The organism is Mycolicibacterium litorale (assembly GCF_010731695.1).
Classification (GTDB): Bacteria; Actinomycetota; Actinomycetes; order Mycobacteriales; family Mycobacteriaceae; genus Mycobacterium; species Mycobacterium litorale.
The window spans coordinates 2,438,964-2,455,456 of record NZ_AP022586.1 but is presented as its reverse complement, the minus strand read 5'-3'; the positions used below and the strand labels follow the sequence as shown (position 1 = coordinate 2,455,456).

Annotated in this window: 12 protein-coding genes; 10 read left to right on the top strand and 2 right to left on the bottom strand. The window is 70.4% G+C overall.

The genetic code is table 11. The features are described 5' to 3' along the window. The first annotated feature begins 1 nt into the window (after position 1). The 4 genes from mutM (at position 2) to smc (ending at position 5,229) form a co-directional block, all read left to right on the top strand. Positions 2–859: a bifunctional DNA-formamidopyrimidine glycosylase/DNA-(apurinic or apyrimidinic site) lyase gene (gene mutM, locus G6N30_RS11600; RefSeq protein ID WP_134052905.1), complete on the top strand. Its 858-nt coding sequence runs from the start codon at positions 2–4 to the stop codon at positions 857–859. An 82-nt stretch (positions 860–941) separates the two neighbouring features. Continuing rightward, positions 942–1,358 carry an OsmC family protein gene (locus G6N30_RS11595; RefSeq protein WP_134052903.1) on the top strand — a complete coding sequence of 139 codons (417 nt, stop codon included), beginning with the start codon at positions 942–944 and terminating at the stop codon, positions 1,356–1,358. Then, on the top strand, positions 1,342–1,626 hold the full coding sequence (locus G6N30_RS11590) for an acylphosphatase (protein ID WP_134052901.1): 285 nt from the start codon (positions 1,342–1,344) through the stop codon (positions 1,624–1,626). The genes G6N30_RS11595 and G6N30_RS11590 overlap by 17 nt, the downstream gene beginning before the upstream one ends. Positions 1,627–1,641: 15 nt before the next feature. Beyond that, complete coding sequence (smc, locus tag G6N30_RS11585; protein WP_134052899.1) at positions 1,642–5,229, top strand: chromosome segregation protein SMC; 3,588 nt, start codon at positions 1,642–1,644, stop codon at positions 5,227–5,229. A gap of 6 nt (positions 5,230–5,235) precedes the next feature. Here smc and fni read toward each other — a convergent pair whose 3' ends face one another. Continuing rightward, on the bottom strand, positions 5,236–6,243 hold the full coding sequence (fni, locus tag G6N30_RS11580) for a type 2 isopentenyl-diphosphate Delta-isomerase (protein WP_179965623.1): 1,008 nt from the start codon (positions 6,241–6,243) through the stop codon (positions 5,236–5,238). Positions 6,244–6,316: 73 nt separating this feature from the next. Here fni and ftsY point away from each other — a divergent pair, with 73 nt between their 5' ends. The 6 genes from ftsY to G6N30_RS11550 all read left to right on the top strand — a co-directional run bounded on the left by ftsY (position 6,317) and on the right by G6N30_RS11550 (position 14,893). Continuing rightward, positions 6,317–7,708: a signal recognition particle-docking protein FtsY gene (ftsY, locus tag G6N30_RS11575; protein ID WP_134052895.1), complete on the top strand. Its 1,392-nt coding sequence runs from the start codon at positions 6,317–6,319 to the stop codon at positions 7,706–7,708. Positions 7,709–7,881: 173 nt separating this feature from the next. Continuing rightward, positions 7,882–9,222 (top strand): ammonium transporter, encoded by a 1,341-nt coding sequence (locus G6N30_RS11570; protein ID WP_134052893.1) that lies wholly within the window; start codon positions 7,882–7,884, stop codon positions 9,220–9,222. Between the two features lie 33 nt (positions 9,223–9,255). After that, positions 9,256–9,594 (top strand): P-II family nitrogen regulator, encoded by a 339-nt coding sequence (locus G6N30_RS11565; RefSeq protein ID WP_011559357.1) that lies wholly within the window; start codon positions 9,256–9,258, stop codon positions 9,592–9,594. A 66-nt stretch (positions 9,595–9,660) separates the two neighbouring features. Next, on the top strand, positions 9,661–12,162 hold the full coding sequence (locus tag G6N30_RS11560; protein WP_134052891.1) for a [protein-PII] uridylyltransferase: 2,502 nt from the start codon (positions 9,661–9,663) through the stop codon (positions 12,160–12,162). Between the two features lie 53 nt (positions 12,163–12,215). Then, on the top strand, positions 12,216–13,784 hold the full coding sequence (gene ffh / locus G6N30_RS11555) for a signal recognition particle protein (RefSeq protein WP_134052889.1): 1,569 nt from the start codon (positions 12,216–12,218) through the stop codon (positions 13,782–13,784). Further along, the gene (locus G6N30_RS11550; protein WP_134052887.1) at positions 13,784–14,893 is read left to right on the top strand and encodes an amidohydrolase family protein; all 1,110 of its coding nucleotides are present in this window, start codon (positions 13,784–13,786) and stop codon (positions 14,891–14,893) included. Before ffh ends, G6N30_RS11550 begins: the two co-directional genes overlap by 1 nt. On the opposite strand, the gene G6N30_RS11545 is transcribed toward G6N30_RS11550, so the two are convergent. Further along, on the bottom strand, positions 14,890–16,488 hold the full coding sequence (locus G6N30_RS11545; protein WP_134052885.1) for a diflavin oxidoreductase: 1,599 nt from the start codon (positions 16,486–16,488) through the stop codon (positions 14,890–14,892). The two genes, G6N30_RS11550 and G6N30_RS11545, sit on opposite strands and share 4 nt — an antisense overlap. Positions 16,489–16,493 lie beyond the last annotated feature (5 nt).

The following is a 16,493-nucleotide window of genomic DNA, read 5'->3' as shown; positions in this document are numbered from 1 at the left end:
CATGCCCGAGCTACCCGAGGTCGAGGTCGTCCGGCGCGGCCTGGACGCGCACGTCACCGGCAAGACGATCGCCGCGGTGCGGGTGCACCATCCGCGCGCGGTGCGGCGCCACGAGGCCGGCCCCGCCGATCTGACGGCCCGGCTGCTGGATGCGCGCATCACCGGTACCGGACGGCGTGGCAAGTATCTGTGGCTGACGCTGGAGGACGGTGCCGCGCTGGTGGTGCACCTCGGGATGAGCGGACAGATGCTGCTCGGACCGATCCCGAAAGAAGACCACCTGCGCATCGCCGCGCTGCTCGACGACGGGACGGCGCTGAGCTTCGTCGATCAGCGGACCTTCGGCGGCTGGCTGCTCGCCGACATGGTCACCGTCGACGGCACCGACGTCCCGATGCCCGTCGCGCACCTGGCGCGCGATCCGCTCGACCCGCTGTTCGACCGCGATGCGGTCGTTAAAGTGTTGCGCGGCAAGCATTCTGAGATCAAACGCCAGCTGCTCGACCAGACGGTGGTATCCGGCATCGGCAACATCTACGCCGACGAGGCGTTGTGGCGGGCCAAGGTCAACGGCGCCCGGCCCGCGTCGGCGCTGACCCGCAAGCAGCTCGGGGAGCTGCTCGACGCGGCGGCCGAGGTGATGACCGAGGCACTCGGGCAGGGCGGCACGTCGTTCGACTCGCTCTATGTCAACGTCAACGGAGAGTCCGGTTACTTCGACCGGTCGCTGGACGCCTACGGCCGCGAGGGTGAGCCGTGCCGGCGGTGCGGAGCGATCATCCGCCGCGAGAAGTTCATGAACCGCTCGTCGTTCTACTGTCCGCGCTGTCAGCCCCGCCCGCGGATTCGCCGCACCTGATTCGTTGAGACTGCGGGGAGATCGCATCAGCGGCCGGATGCGCGATCTGTGAGCAGTTTCGGCGGCGTTGTAGAAATGAGCCATGACGGATCTGTGGGTGGAGCGCACGGGTGTGCGCCGCTATACCGGGCGCAGTTCACGCGGTGCCGAGGTGCTGGTCGGATCGGAGGACGTCGAGGGGGTGTTCACCCCCGGCGAGTTGATGAAGATCGCGCTGGCCGCCTGCAGCGGGATGAGCAGCGACAGCCCGCTGCGCCGCCGGCTCGGCGACGACTACGCCGCGACGATCCGCGTCTCCGGCCCGGCCGACCGCGAGCAGGAGCGCTATCCGCTGCTCGAGGAGTCGCTGGAGGTCGACCTGTCCGGCCTCTCCGACGACGAGGTGGCCCGCCTGCTGACCGTCGTCGAGCGCGCCATCGACCAGGTGTGCACGGTCGGTCGCACGCTGAAGTCCGGGACCAAGGTCACGTTCGAGACCAAAGATGTCGGACGAGCCTGACGTCCGGCTGACCGCCTGGGTGCACGGCCACGTCCAGGGCGTCGGTTTCCGCTGGTGGACGCGTTCGCGGGCGCTCGAACTGGGGCTGACCGGGTTCGCGGCCAACAAGCCCGACGGCCGCGTGCAGGTGGTGGCCCAGGGGCCGCGCGCCGCCTGTGAGCGGCTGCTCGCCCTGCTCGAGGGCGGCGACACGCCGGGCCGGGTCGACAAGGTCATCGCCGACTGGTCGGACGCGCGCGAGCACATCACCGGATTCCGCGAGCGCTAGGTAGTCTGGCACGTCATGCATCTGAAGAGTCTGACGCTCAAGGGCTTCAAGTCCTTCGCGGCGCCGACGACTCTGCGGTTCGAACCGGGGATCACCTGTGTGGTCGGCCCCAACGGGTCGGGTAAGTCCAACGTGGTCGATGCGCTGACCTGGGTGATGGGCGAGCACAGCGCCAAGACGCTACGCGGCGGCAAGATGGAGGACGTCATCTTCGCCGGCACGTCGTCGCGCGCCCCGCTGGGCCGTGCCGAGGTCACGGTCACCATCGACAACTCCGACAACGCCCTGCCGATCGAGTACTCCGAGGTGTCGATCACCCGCCGGATGTTCCGCGACGGCGGCAGCGAGTACGAGATCAACGGCAGCCACTGCCGCCTGATGGACGTCCAGGAACTGCTCAGCGATTCGGGCATCGGCCGCGAGATGCACGTCATCGTCGGGCAGGGCAAGCTCTCGGAGATCCTCGAATCGCGTCCGGAGGACCGCCGCGCCTTCATCGAGGAGGCCGCCGGGGTGCTCAAGCACCGCAAACGCAAAGAGAAAGCGGTCCGCAAACTCGACTCGATGCAGGCCAACCTGGCCCGGCTGACCGATTTGACCACCGAACTGCGCCGTCAGCTCAAACCGCTCGGCCGACAGGCGGAGATGGCGCGGCGGGCGCAGACCATCCAGGCCGATCTGCGCGACGCCCGGCTGCGGTTGGCGGCCGACGACCTGGTGAGCCGGCGCTCGGAGTTCGACAACACCCACCAGACCGAGACCATGCTGCGCCGCGAGCACGACGAGATCACCACCCGGCTCGAGACCGCCACCGCCGAACTCGACGGGCACGAGACCGCGGTCGCGGACCTCACCGAACGTGCCGAACTCGCGCAGCAGACCTGGTTCCGGCTCTCCGCACTGGCCGAACGGGTCAGCGCCACGGTGCGGATCGCCACCGAACGCACCCAGCTGCTCGACGCCGAACCGGAGCCGTCGACCGGCCGCGACCCCGACGAGATGGAGGCCGAGGCCGACCACATGGCCGCGCACGAGGCCGAACTGCTCGAGGAGCTGGCCGAGTCGCGCGCGGTGTTGGAGGCGACCCGCGACGAACTGGCCGAGCGTGAGCGCGTCGCCGCGGACGCCGAGCGCGCGCACATGGCCGCCGCCCGCGCCGAGGCGGACCGGCGTGAGGGTCTGGCCCGGTTGGCCGGTCAGGTCGACACCATGCGCACCCGGGTGGAGTCGATCGACGAGACCGTGGCGCGGCTGACGGTCGGCATCGAGGAGGCCGCCGCCAAGGCCGAACAGGCCCAGGCGGAGTTCGAGACCGTGCAGTCGCGCGTCGGGGAACTCGACGCCGGGGAGCTCGGGCTGGACGAACACCACGACCGCACGGTGGCGGCGTTGCGCCAGGCCGACGAGCGGGTGGCCGAACTGCAGACCGCCGAACGCGCCGCCGAACGCCAGGTGGCCTCGCTGCGGGCGCGCATCGACGCGCTCGCGGTCGGCCTCGACCGCCGCGACGGCGCGGCCTGGTTGCAGCAGAACCACGGCGGCGCAGGGCTTTTCGGCTCGATCGCGGAACTGGTCAAGGTGCGCCCGGGCCACGAGGTGGCGGTGGCGGCGGTGCTCGGTGCGGCGGCCGACGCGCTGGCGGCGGAGGACTCGGGTGCGGCGCGCGACGCGGTCGCCGCGCTGAAGGAATCCGACGGTGGCCGGGCCGCGATCGTGCTGGGCGACTGGCCGGAGACGCCGACCGCGGAGACGCCCGCACTGCCCGCCGGCGTGGTGTGGGCCGTCGACGTCGTCGACATCCCGGCGCGGCTGCGCGGCGCCGTCACCGCGATGCTCTCGGGCGTCGCGATCGTCGCCGACCTGGCGGCCGCCCTGGATCTGGTGGCCGACCGGCCGCAGTTGCGGGCGGTCACCGCGGACGGCGACCTCGTGGGTGCGGGTTGGGTCAGCGGCGGGTCCGATCGCAAACCCAGCACACTGGAGATCGCCTCGGAGATCGACAAGGCACGCGCGGACCTCGAGGCGTCGGAGAAGCAGGTCGGCGAATTGGCCGCCGCGCTGTCGGGTGCGCTGGCCGAACAGCACGACCGCCAGGAAGCGGCCGAACACGCGCTGGCCGCGCTCAACGAATCCGACGCCGCGATCTCGGCGATCTACGAGCAGCTCGGCCGGCTCGGGCAGGACGCCCGCGCCGCGGCCGACGAATGGCAGCGGCTGATCCGGCAGCGCGACGAACTCGAGGCCGGCCGCACCCGGACCGTCGAGGAACTCACCGAACTCGAGACCCGGTTGCACAACGCCCAGCAGGCCCCGATGTTCGAGGTCGAACCCGTCGACCGGCAGGCCTCGGTGGCCGCCGCCGAAGCCGCCCGCGCCGCCGAGGTGGAGGCGCGGTTGTCCGTGCGCACCGCCGAGGAGCGCGCGAATGCCGTTCGCGGACGGGCGGATTCGCTGCGCCGCGCGGCGGCGGCCGAACGGGAGGCGCGGATGCGCGCCCAGCGTGCCAAACAGGCGCGCGAACATGCCGCCGCGGTCGCCGGCGCGGTCGCGGAGTCGGGCAGGCAGGTCGCGGCGCGGTTGAGCGCGGTGGTCGCCGCGGCGTCGCGCAGCCGCGACGCGCTGGCCGCCGAACGCCAGCAGCGGGCCGCGGCGCTGAGCAAGGCGCGCGAGGAGGTCAACGAACTCGGCGCGCGCCTCACCACGCTGACCGATGCGCTGCACCGCGACGAGGTGGCCAAGGCGCAGGCGGCGCTGCGCATCGAACAACTCGAGGCCAACGTGCTCGAACAGTTCGGCATGGCGCCCGCCGACCTGATCGCCGAATACGGACCGCACATCGCGCTGCCGCCCACCGAACTCGAGATGGCGGAGTACGAGCAGGCCAAGGAGCGCGGCGAGCAGGTCACCGCGCCCGCCCCGATGCCGTTCGACCGGCCCACCCAGGAGCGCCGCGCCAAACGCGCCGAACGCGAACTGGCCGAGCTGGGCCGGGTCAATCCGCTGGCGCTCGAGGAGTTCGCGGCGCTCGAAGAGCGGTACAACTTCCTGTCCACCCAGCTCGAGGACGTCAAGGCCGCGCGCAAGGACCTCCTCGACGTGATCGCCGACGTCGACGACCGCATCCTTCAGGTGTTCTCCGAGGCCTACGCGGACGTCGAGCGGGAGTTCACCCAGGTCTTCGAGACCCTGTTCCCGGGCGGCGAGGGCAGGCTGCTGCTGACCAATCCCGACGACATGCTCACCACCGGCATCGAGGTGGAGGCCCGGCCGCCGGGCAAGAAGATCAAACGGCTGTCGCTGCTGTCGGGTGGGGAGAAGTCGCTGACCGCGGTGGCGATGCTGGTGGCGATCTTCCGGGCCCGCCCGTCACCGTTCTATGTGATGGACGAGGTGGAGGCCGCCCTCGACGACGTCAACCTGCGCCGGTTGATCAGCCTGTTCGAACAGCTCCGCGAGCGATCGCAGCTGATCGTCATCACCCACCAGAAGCCGACCATGGAGGTCGCCGACGCGCTCTACGGCGTCACCATGCAGGGTGACGGCATCACGCAGGTGATCTCCCAGCGGATGCGCGGCCAGGAGCTGGTCAGCACGCAGGCGTAGCCGGCGCTAGGAATCGGCCGGCTGCACACCCGCGCGTCGCAGCGCCGCCAGGTCCGCGGCCCCGCACCCGTGCAGGCACACCCGCAGTTCGCCGATGAAGTGCTGTAACCACTCCACCACGGCATCGGCCGATTCGATGGCGGGCGCGAGCAGGGGACGCGCGACGGCCACCACGTCGGCGCCCATCGCGAGCGCCTTGGCGGCGTCCATGCCGGTGCGGATACCGCCGGAGGCGACCAGCGCCACCCCGGGCAGGGTGCGCCGCACCTCGAGCAGGGCCTGCGCGGTCGGGATACCCCACTCGGCCAGCGCGGGCGAGCGGATCTCGCCGTAGCGGACCAGCTGCTCGACCCGGGCCCATGAGGTGCCGCCCGCACCCGCCACGTCGACGGCGGCCAGCGGGCAGTCCACCAGTTCCGCGGCGGCCGTGGCGCCGATACCGTGGCCGACCTCCTTGAGCATCACGGGCTTGCGCAGGGTGGCGGCGACCGTGCGCAGCCGGTCGATCGAACCGGTGAAGTCGGTGTCCCCGTCGCGCTGCATCGCCTCCTGCAGCGGGTTGGTGTGCACGGCGAGCGCGTCGGCGCCGACGTGGTCGAGTGCGCGCTCCAGCGCCGGAACCACCGGTTCGGACAGTTGGGCGAGCCCCACGTTGCCGATCAGCAGCACGTCAGGGGCGATGTCACGCACCGCGAAGCTGCGCGCCACCGCGTCGTTGTCGAACATGATGCGCTGGGAGCCCAGCATCATCCCGACGCCGAGCCGGTGTGCGGCGGTGGCCAGGTTGCGGTTGATGATCCCGGACAGTTCGGCGCCGCCGGTCATCGCGCCGATCAGCAGGGGAGCCGACAGCCGCTTGCCGAGGAATTCGGTACCGAGCTCCAGCCGGCTCAGCGAGGTCTGGGTCAGCGCGTTGTAGGGCAGCCGGTAGTCCTCGAAACCGGTCGTGACGGTCTCGTACTCCACCGGTCCGTGCAGGCAGACGTCGATGTGACGGCGTTTGCGGAGCTGCATGCCGTCTTCGCTGCCAACGGGCCGCAACGTCACCGGTTACCCACCCTGAGACCCACCCTGAAAGAATGGCCGGGTGACCCTGGATCTCTCGCTGGCTGTGTGGATCGCAATCGCGGTCATCGCCGTTCTTCTCGTCGTTGCGCTCGTGGTTGGCCTGGTCCGCTACCGGCGCCGGCGGATCAGGCTCTCGGAAGCCGACACTGCCACACCGATCGACCGCTCCGGCGGATACACGGCCAGTTCCGGCATCACGTTCACACAATCGTCAGCACCACCGCAGGCGCCGCCGGCCCGGCCGAAGGACCGCATCGACACCAGCGGACTGCCCGCGGTCGGGGACGACGCCACGATCCCGCGCGACGCACCCAAGCGCCCGATCGCCGACGTGCGGCTCCCCGAACCGCCCGTCGAGACCGCCCCGCCGCGGGTACCCGCAGAACCGGTCGCCGAACCCGCCCCGGAGCCACTGGTCGAACCGGAGCCGGAGCCGGCGCCCGAAGCCGAGCCGACGCCCGAAGCCGAGCCGGAGCCCGTCGAGGAGATCGCGCCCACGCACGGCCGGCTGGACCGGCTGCGCGGCCGGCTGGCCAAGTCGCAGAACGCGCTCGGCCGCAGCATGCTCGGCCTGCTCGGCGGCGGCGACCTCGACGAGGAGTCGTGGGAGGCCGTCGAGGACACCCTGCTGATCGCCGATCTGGGCCCGGTCGTCACCGAGAAGGTGGTCGCCGCGCTGCGGACCCGGATGGCCAGCGAGTCGGTGCGCACCGAGGCCGACGCCCGCGCGGTGCTGCGCGACGTTCTCGTCGGCGAACTGCACCCGGAGATGGACCGGTCGATCCGGGCGCTGCCGCATGCCGACAAACCGTCGGTGCTGCTCGTCGTCGGCGTCAACGGCACCGGCAAGACCACCACCGTCGGCAAACTCGCCCGCGTCCTGGTCGCCGACGGGCGCCGCGTCGTGCTGGGCGCCGCCGACACCTTCCGCGCCGCGGCCGCCGACCAGTTGCAGACGTGGGCCTCACGGGTCGGCGCCGAGGTGGTGCGCGGGCCGGAGGCCGCCGATCCGGCGTCGGTCGCCTTCGACGCCGTCTCCAAGGGCATCGAGAACGGCGCTGACGTCGTCGTCGTCGACACCGCAGGCCGGTTGCACACCAAGACCGGTCTGATGGACGAGCTGGGCAAGGTCAAGCGGGTCGTCGAGAAGCGCGCCGCGGTCGACGAGGTGCTGCTGGTGCTCGACGCCACGATCGGCCAGAACAGCCTCCCGCAGGCGAGGGTGTTCGCCGAGGTCGTGAAGATCACCGGTGTCGTGCTCACCAAACTCGACGGGACCGCCAAGGGCGGCATCGTGTTCCGCGTGCAGGAGGAACTCGGCGTCCCGGTCAAGCTCGTCGGCCTCGGCGAGGGACCCGACGATCTCGCGCCGTTCGAACCCGCGGCGTTCGTCGACGCGCTGCTCGGCTGACGGCCCGCACGGCGCGATCGACCGTCGTCCGCTCGTCGGAAACATAAGCGTAACCGGGTGGGTCGCTGCGTTCACATTCCGGAAACGCTCATGCATCACCGGTGAAACGCGGGCACAAGAGTCTTCTCGGGAGGCCGATCCGTCGGCGAATTCCCCCAGGAGGTTCACACAAAGTGGTCTTAGCCTTACCGGACGACGCGTACGCCGCCTTCAACAGCGGCGACACCGCATGGGTGCTCGCCAGCGCCGCACTGGTGCTGTTGATGACGCCCGCCGTCGCGTTCTTCTACGGCGGCCTGTCCCGTCAGAAGTCCGTCCTCAACATGATGATGATGTCCTTCGGGGCCCTCGGCGTGGTCAGCGTGATCTACGTGCTGTGGGGTTACTCGATGTCGTTCGCCTCCGCGCACACCGGTGAGAGCGACATCCTCGGCATCTTCGACAATCCGTTTTCGCTGTTCGGGTTGATGCCGTTGATGGAGGCGCGCGAGATCGGCGGCCAGGAGCTGTACCCGATCGGCGGGTTCGGATCGGTCCCCGCGATCGTCTGGGTCGCCTTCCAGCTGACCTTCGCGGTCATCACCGTCGCGCTGATCAGCGGCGCGGTCGCCGAGCGGATGAAGTTCGGCACCTGGCTGGTGTTCGGCGGCATCTGGGTGACGGTGGTGTATTTCCCGCTGTCGCACATGGTTTGGGGTGGCGGCCTGATGTCGGGCGCCGAGAACGGGTTCGCGTCATGGCTGTTCGGCTACAACGCCGACGAAGGTGCGGCCAACGTCCCGCCCATCGACTTCGCCGGCGGCACGGTGGTCCACATCAACGCCGGTATGGCCGCGCTGGTGCTCGCGGTCCTGATCGGTAAGCGCGCCGGATTCGGCCGCACTCCCTACCGTCCCCACAACATCCCGTTCGTGATGCTCGGCGCCGCACTGCTGTGGTTCGGCTGGTTCGGGTTCAACGTCGGATCCGAGGGCGCCGCCGATGCGCTCGCCGGCCTGGTGTGGGTCAACACCACGGCCGCCACCGCCGCCGCGATGCTCGGCTGGCTGGCGGTCGAGCGAGTCCGGGACGGTCACGCCACCAGCGTCGGCGCCGCGTCGGGTATCGTGGCCGGCCTCGTCGCGATCACCCCGGCCTGCGGATCGCTGTCACCGATCGGCTCGTTGATCCTCGGCGCCATCGCCGGCATCCTGTCCGCGCTCGCGATCGGTCTGAAGTACAAGTTCGGCTACGACGATTCGCTCGACGTGGTCGGGGTTCACCTGGTCGCGGGCCTGTGGGGCACCATCGGCATCGGCTTCCTGGCCACCGAGACGGGCCTGTTCTACGGCGGCGGAATCCAGCAGCTGGTGGTGCAGGTCGTGATCGCTCTGGTAGCAGTTGTCTTTACGGGAGTGATGACTGCGATCATCGCTTTCATCGTCAAGCCGATGGGCTGGCGTGTGACAAAGGAAGACGAGGACACCGGCATCGATGAGACCGAGCATGCGGAAACGGCTTATGAACTCGTCTGATCGGCAACAATTTTCTTGGAAGGGACCGACGAAATGAAGCTGATCACTGCGATCGTCAAGCCGTTCACGCTCGAAGACGTCAAGACCGGGCTCGAGCAGACGGGCATTCTGGGGATGACCGTCAGCGAGGTGCAGGGCTACGGCAGGCAGAAGGGCCACACCGAGGTCTACCGGGGAGCCGAGTACTCCGTCGATTTCGTGCCCAAGGTCCGTGTCGAGGTGATCGTCGACGACTCCGCCGTGGACAAGGTCGTCGACGTCATCGTGCAGGCGGCCCGCACCGGCAAGATCGGTGACGGCAAGGTGTGGGTGAGCCCCGTCGACACCGTGGTCCGGGTGCGTACCGGCGAGCGGGGGGCAGACGCCCTCTGATGACGAGGGGGTCGTCTCCCGGCTCGACACCGTAAGCACTCACTGGTCCGGGGGAGGACTTCCGAAATGACAGAACGACCACCACGATCCGCCGCCGGCGCCCCCAGATGGACGGCGCCGGCGGCGGCCTCGTTGCGGCCCGCCACCGATCTGGTGAAGGCCACCCAGCAGCTCCTGGCCGGCGGACCCCGTCAACTCGACACCGCCGCACTGCGCGACGCGCTGCTCGATCTGTACGAATTCTGGCTGGGCACAAAGGCAACCGAGATCGGCATCACCGCGACCAGTGGCTTCGCCATCGTCGCGACGGGTGGGCTGGGCCGCGGTGAGCTGTTGCCCTATTCCGATCTCGATCTGATGCTGCTGCACGACAACATGCCCGCCGATGTCGTGAGCCAGGTCGCCGAGCTGCTCTGGTATCCGTTGTGGGACGCCAACATTCGGCTCGACCACAGTGTGCGGACCGTGCCCGAGGCGCTGAAGGTCGCCGGCGAGGACATCTCGGCCGGGCTCGCGATGCTGGAGGTGCGCCACATCGCCGGAGACGCCGATCTGTCGTCACTGCTCGTCGGGGGCGCGCGCAGGCAGTGGCGCACCGGAATCGCCCCGCGCTTCGCCGAACTCGTCGAGCACACCCAGGCGCGCTGGCGGCGCAGCGGTGAGATCGCCCACCGCGCCGAGCCGGACCTCAAATCCGGCCGCGGCGGCCTGCGCGACGTCCAACTGCTCAACGCGCTGGCCATCGCCCAGTTGGCCGATGTCTATCCCAGCCCGGCGCTCGCCTCGCCGACGGGCACCCTCGGCGGCGCGCATCTGGCGCTGCTCAACGTGCGCACCGAACTGCACCGCATCTCCGGGCGCGGCCGGGATCTCCTGCTGGCCCAGTACGCCGACGAGATCGGGGCGGCGCTGCGCATCGGTGACCGCTTCGACCTGGCCCGCATGCTCAGCGATGCGGCGCGCACCATCAGCTACTACGTCGACGCCGGGCTGCGCACGGCCGCCAACGCGCTGCCGCGCCGCGGATTCGCCGCGTTGCGCAGGCCCGTGCGCCGACCCCTCGACGAAGGTGTCGTGGAGTACGCCGGTGAGGTCATCCTCGCCCGCGACGCCCGGCCCGGGCGCGACCCCGGGCTGATCCTGCGGGTCGCCGCGGCCTCGGCGGCCACCGGCATGCCGATGGCGGTGTCCACGTTGAGCCGGCTGGCCGAGACCGCACCCGAACTGCGCACCCCGTGGCCGCGTCAGGCACTCAAGGATCTGCTCGTGATGCTCGGGGTGGGCCCCGCGGTGGTGTCGACCGTCGAGGCGCTGGACCGCACCGGACTGTGGGGGCGGCTCTTCCCCGAGTGGGGCGCGGTGCGCGACCTGCCGCCCCGCGACGTGGTGCACATCTGGACGGTCGACCGGCATCTGGTCGAAACAGTCTCGCGCGCAAGCGCTTTGACTACTCGTGTGTCACGTCCCGATCTACTGGTGCTTGGCGCGCTGTGCCATGACATCGGCAAGGGCCGCGGCGGCGACCACAGCGTCATCGGCGCCGAACTCGCCGAGCAGATCGGCACCCGGCTGGGGATGTGGCCCTCGGACATCGAGCTGTTGTCGAAGATGGTGCGCTACCACCTGCTGTTGCCCGACACCGCGACGCGGCGGGACCTGCAGGATCCGAAGGTCATCGACGGCGTCGTGCACAAACTCGGCGGTGACCCGGTGCTCCTGGAACTGCTGCACGCGCTCGCCGAGGCGGACTCGCTGGCCACCGGACCCGGGGTGTGGGGCGACTGGAAGGCCTCGCTGATCGGCGACCTGGTGCGGCGCTGCCGGCTGGTGATGGCCGGCGAACCGCTCCCGCAGCCCGATCCGATCGAGCCGCGTCACCTCGAACTGGCCGGTCAGGTGGGTGTCCACGTCGAGCTGACCGCGGCCGACAGCCCGCACATCCACCACGTGACGATGATCGCCCCCGACCGGCGCGGTCTGCTGTCGAAGGCCGCCGCCGTGCTGGCGCTCAACTCGCTGCGCGTGCACTCCGCGTCGGTCAACAGCCATCAGGGTTCGGCGATCAACACCTTCGTGGTGTCGCCCCACTTCGGGACGCCACCCGCGGCCGGGCTCCTGCGCCAGCAGTTCATCCTCGCGCTCGACGGGGACCTCGACGTGCTCGGGGAGCTGGAACGCCGCGAGCGGGAGGCGGCCCAGTACGGCACCACCAGGGCGGGGGAGATCCTCGCGGCGGTTCCGGCGAACCACGTGCCTGCCCCGCCCCGCGTCCTGTGGTCCACCGGCGCGTCGCCGAGCGAGTTCGTCGTGCAGGTCCGCACCATCGACCGCGCCGGCCTGTTGGCGCGGCTGACCGCGGTGTTCGAACGCGACGGTGTGGACGTGGCGTGGGCGAAGGTGACGACGCTCGGCGCCTCGGTGGTCGACGTGTTCGGCATCGTGGTTCCTGCGCTGGCCGCGGGCACCGACGCCGAGCGACAGGCGATCCGCGCCGACCTCGAGCGCGACCTGTACGCGGTGCTGCCCACTCCGCCCCCGCCGCCCAAACCGGCCGAACAGGCGAGCTGACCGCTGCGAGTCCGCTCGCAGGGAAGTTGCGCTTGACAGTTAGGGTTGAGACCGTGTTCGAATCCTTGTCCGACCGGTTGACCGGTGCCCTGCAGGGGCTGCGCAACAAAGGCCGGCTGACCGATGCCGACATCGACGCCACGACCCGGGAGATCCGGCTCGCGCTGCTGGAGGCCGACGTATCCCTGCCGGTGGTGCGCGCGTTCGTCGCACGCATCAAGGAGCGCGCCAAGGGCGCCGAGGTATCCGCCGCGCTGAACCCGGCCCAGCAGGTCGTCAAGATCGTCAACGAGGAGCTCGTCGGCATCCTCGGCGGCCAGACCCGCACGCTGGCGTTCGCGAAGACCCCGCCCACGGTCATCATGCTCGCGGGCCTGCAGGGTTCCGGTAAGACCACGCTGGCGGGCAAGCTCGCGAAGTGGCTGCGCGGCCAGGGTCACACCCCACTGCTGGTGGCGTGTGACCTGCAGCGTCCCGGCGCGGTCAACCAGCTCCAGATCGTCGGCGAGCGCGCCGGGGTGTCGGTGTTCGCCCCGCACCCGGGCACCGCACCGGGTGCGGCGGAGGTGAAGGGGACCGCCGACCCCGTCGCCGTCGCCGCGGCCGGCCTCGCCGAGGCCAAGGCCAAGCACTTCGACGTCGTGATCGTCGACACCGCCGGCCGCCTCGGCATCGACGAGGAACTGATGGCGCAGGCGGCGGCGATCCGCGACGCCGTCGACCCCGACGAGGTGCTGTTCGTCCTCGACGCCATGATCGGTCAGGACGCGGTCACCACCGCCGAGGCGTTCCGCGAGGGCGTCGGCTTCACCGGCGTCGTGCTGACCAAACTCGACGGCGACGCGCGCGGTGGCGCCGCGCTGTCGGTCCGCGAGGTCACCGGCGTGCCGATCCTGTTCGCCTCCGCCGGTGAGAAGCTCGAAGACTTCGACGTCTTCCACCCCGACCGGATGGCCAGCCGCATCCTCGGCATGGGCGATGTCCTGACACTGATCGAACAGGCCGAACAGGTCTTCGACGCCCAGCAGGCCGAAGCGGCCGCCGCCAAGATCGGCAGCGGTGAGCTCACCCTCGAGGACTTCCTCGAGCAGATGCTGGCGATCCGCAAGATGGGCCCGATCGGCAACCTGCTCGGCATGCTGCCCGGCGCGGGTCAGATGAAGGATGCGCTGGCCGCCGTCGACGACCGTCAGCTCGACCGCGTACAGGCCATCATCCGCGGGATGACCCCGGCCGAACGCGCCGATCCGAAGATCATCAACGCCTCGCGGCGGCTGCGGATCGCCAACGGATCCGGGGTGACCGTGTCGGAGGTCAACCAGCTCGTCGACCGGTTCTTCGAGGCCCGCAAGATGATGTCGCAGATGGCCGGCCAGATGGGAATGCCGTTCGGGCGCAAGAACACCCGCAAACAGGCCAAGGGCAAGGGCAAGAAGGGCAAGAAGGCCGGCCGCGGGCCGACGCCGCCGAAGAACCGCAATCCGCTCGGTGCGGGCATGCCGGGGGTGCCGGGGATGCCCGCCGGTTTCCCGGACCTGTCGCAGATGCCCAAGGGGCTCGACGAGCTGCCGCCCGGACTGGCCGACTTCGATCTGAGCAAGCTGAAGTTCCCCAAGAACTGATGCCCGCACTGCACGTGCGGGGCCGCGGCCTGCCCGACGAGGAACCCGTCGAGTGGTGGATCGTCGATGAGGGCTCGCCCGAAGAGGGTCGGCACAGCGGGTCCCTGCGGGCCGAACCGGTCCGCGACGCCGTTACCGTCTGGGACGGCGGCTGGATCGTGCCCGGTCTGGTCGACGCGCACTGCCACGTCGGGCTGGGCCCGGTGCCCGGCGGTGCGGTGAGCCTCGAGGAGGCGGCGGCCCAGGCCGAGACCGAGCGCCAGGTGGGCGCCCTGCTGTTGCGGGACTGCGGATCACCCACGGACACCCGCAGCCTCGACGAGCGCGAGGATCTGCCGCGCATCATCCGCGCCGGGCGCCACGTCGCCAAGCCCAAGCGCTACATCGCGGGCTACGCCGTCGACGTGGAGGACGAGACGCAGCTGCCCGACATCGTCGCCGAGCAGGCGCGCCGCGGTGACGGCTGGGTGAAGCTGGTCGGCGACTGGATCGACCGGTCGATCGGGGATCTGGCCCCGCTGTGGGACGACGAGATCCTCAAGAGCGCCATCGACGCCGCGCACGCCAACGGCGCCCGGGTGACCGCGCACGTCTTCGGCGAGGATGCGCTGCCGGGCCTGATCAACGCCGGTATCGACTGCATCGAACACGGCACGGGGCTGACCGACGACACCATCGAGCTCATGGTGGAGCACGGAACCGCGCTGGTCCCGACGCTGATCAACCTCGAGAACTTCCCGGGCATCGCCGAGCAGGCGGTCAAGTACCCCACCTACGCCGCCCACATGCGCGATCTGTACCAGCGGTCCTATCCGCGGGTGGCGGCCGCCCGCGAGGCCGGCGTCCCGATCTACGCCGGCACCGACGCGGGCAGCACCATCGCCCACGGCCGCATCGGCGACGAGATCGACGCCCTGCGCGGCATCGGGATGAGCCCGACCGACGCACTCGGCGCGGCCTGCTGGCATGCGCGCGACTGGCTGGGACGGTCCGGCCTGGTCGACGGCGCCCCCGCCGATCTGGTCTGTTACGCCGACGACCCGCGCCGCGGGGCGGCCGTCGTCAACCAGCCGGCGCTGGTGATCCTGGGCGGCAAGGTGTTCCGCTAGTACACGTCGCGTACGTAGCGGTGGGTCTTGATCAGGTCGTTGACGTACGCGTGCGCCGCGTCGGCGTCCAACCCGCCGCACTCGGCGACGATCTCGTGCAGGGCTCGGTCGACGTCTTTGGCCATCCGGTCGGCGTCGCCGCACACGTAGATGTGCGCGCCGTCCTGCAGCCATGCGAAGAGTTCCGCCGCGTTGTCCCGCATCCGGTGCTGCACATAGTGTTTCGCCGCCTGGTCCCGTGAGAACGCCAGATCGAGCCTGGTCAGTGTCCCGCAATCGGCGAAGCCCTCGAGTTCATCGCCGTAGAGGTAGTGCGTCGCGCGGTGGCGGTCCCCGAAGAACAGCCACGACCGCCCGGGCGCGGCGGTGGCCTGACGCTCCTGCAGGAAGCCGCGGAAGGGGGCGATACCGGTGCCGGGCCCGACCATGACGATCGGCACGTCGGCCGCGGGCAGCCGGAAGGCGTGGTTGGGCCGCAGGTGCACCCGCAGGGACCGGCCGCGGTCGGCCAGGAACGTCGAGGCCACGCCGCCGTGGCGGCGGTCGCCCGAGGTGTAGCGGACCGTGGCCACGGTCAGGTGCGCGCTGCCGGGGTGGACCACCGGACTCGACGCGATCGAGTAGTCGCGAAACTGCAACGGGCGCAACGTGTCGACGACCTCGTCGACGCTCAGGTCGGCGAGCCGGAGCAGGTCGAGGACGTCCCTCCCGTACAACCAGTCACCGGGCGTCGGGGTGGCCTCGGCGCGCAGGGCCGCCGCGGCGTCCGCGTCGCGGGTTCTCGTGGCGACCAGGGCCTGCAGGGCCCGCGACGGTGCGCGGATCTCGAGGTGTTCGGTGAGCAGCGTGCCCAGCGGTTCGTCGCGGTCGGCGACCGCCTGGTCGCTGCGGGCGCCGAGTGCGGTGAGGATCGCGTCGACCAGCTCGGGGTCGTTCTTGGCGTGCACGGCAAGGGAATCGCCTGCGGTGTAGGCGATTCCAGAGCCGGTGAGGTCGATCTCGTAGTGGCGGACCTCTTTGTCGGAGTCGGCGGCGGTGAGCACTCGGTTGACGGTGAGGTGCGTGTCGACGGGCAGGTGGCGTTCCCGCGCAGCCGGCTCGACGACGGCGTCCGGCGCGGGCGCGCCCTGGTCGCCGTGCGCGGCCTGCAGCAGTTTGAGGACGTCGGTGGTCCACGCCTTGGCGGGTTGCACGTAGGAGCCGTCGACGTCCACGCGCTCGACCATCCGCGTCGCGCCGAGGGCCTCCAGGCGTTCGTCGAGCAGCTTTCCGGCGTTGCAGAACAGGTCGTAGCCGGTGTCGCCGAGCGCGAGGACCGCGAAGCTCAGGTGATCCAACGGGGCGGTCTCGGCGCTGATCGCCTCCCAGAACAGCGTGGCGTTGTCGGGGAACTCGCCGTCACCGAACGTCGAGGTGACCACCGCGAAGTGTGACGCGGCCCGCAGGTCGGCCATCTCGACCTGGTTGAGTTCGATCGCCTCGGCGTCGATGCCCACGGCCTGGCAGTCCTCGGCGAACGTCATCGCGGCGTCCTCGGCATTGCCCATGTCGGTGCCGAAGCCGACGATCAGCGAGAAGTCCGGTCGGCCGGTCATCGATC